The 1,320-nt window shown below is 50.1% G+C and carries 1 protein-coding gene; it reads right to left on the bottom strand.

Translation table 11 applies throughout. From position 1 onward, the window contains the following. A partial coding sequence (locus STRDD11_RS04085; protein ID WP_164828402.1) for a putative polysaccharide biosynthesis protein occupies positions 1-1,320 on the bottom strand: 1,320 nt, incomplete at both ends.

Below are 1,320 nucleotides of genomic sequence, written 5' to 3'. Positions count from 1 at the left end.
CCTGATACATGAGGACAATCGGAAGAATCAGGCCGACAGTGGTCGCAAGCAGAGGTCCGTAGGCTTTAAAGAGATAGATAGCAGGCACCTGCAGGAGGATTTTGACTCCGACTCCGTAGAGGAAGTAAATAATGGCCTTGCGGTTTTGGAACAGCGCCTGAATCATAGGGGCAAGAACGGTATAGATGCTGAGAATGATGGTCTGCAGCATGGCAAAGACGAAAAGACCCAGAGCCAGACCATCCGGCTTGCCATAGAAGACGGTGTAAAGGGGCTCAGCGACTAAGACAGAGCCAATGGTCGCCGGCAGGATAAAGAAGAACAGCATGCTGAGGTTGTCCTGCACCAAGCGGGCTGCCGCCCTGAAATCTCCCTTGACATAATTCTCCGTCAAAAGCGGAATCCCCACCCCTCCGATGGAAGTCGCCACCGCAATCAGAATCATGGTGATTTTATTGGGATTGGCTGAGAAGTAGGCAAACTGAACCAAGAGCTCTGACTTGCTGTACTTGCTAATCCAACCCATGACATGGATAAAGGTATTTTGGTCAATAATCTGAAAGAGCTGAATGGCAGATCCGGTAATAATAAAGGGAATGGCTTCTCGGATTGTATCCCAGAGGAGGGCACGGCTATTGATCTCCCCTGCATTGGCAGACTTGTGGAGAATGGGCAGCAGCATCCCGGTCTTCCATAGGTAAAAAACCAGAACAGCCATGCTGGCCAGCATACCGATAAAGGCCGCAAAAGTTGACTGGGTCACAGCTTCTACATAGTTGCCAGAACCGATTTTCATGATAAAAAAGGCGGTCAGCAGCATCCAGATAACCCGGATGACCTGCTCAGCAATCTGGCTGATAGCGTAGGGTTTGAGATTGTTAAAGCCTTGGAAAAAGCCGCGGATGACGCTCATCGAAGGGAAAATCAGTACCGCCCAGGACAGACTCTGCATGATTGGTATCAGCTCGCTTCCGCCGCCTGACATAGAAGCAAAAAGCGGTGACAGAACATACATTATCAGGGCAAAAACGGCACCCAAGAGCAGCATAAATTTGAGAAATTCCCGGATCAGGGTAAAGCTGTGCTCTTCCTTGTCAATGGTATTGTACTTGGCCACCTGCTTGGCGACTGCGACCGGGACACCAGCCGTTGAAATCAGCAGAAACCAAGCGTAAATATTATACCCCATAGTAAAGAGGCCGTTGGCCTGCGCACCGTGCTGTCCCATCCAAATGTACCAGGGAATAATATAAATAGCTCCCAAGAGACGGCTGATAAAATTGCTGGCGGTCAGCCAGGCAGTTCCCCGCAGCATCTGTT

Source organism: Streptococcus sp. DD11, assembly GCF_001578865.1.
GTDB lineage: Bacteria > Bacillota > Bacilli > Lactobacillales > Streptococcaceae > Streptococcus > Streptococcus panodentis.
This window is presented reverse-complemented; position numbering and strand designations above follow the sequence as displayed.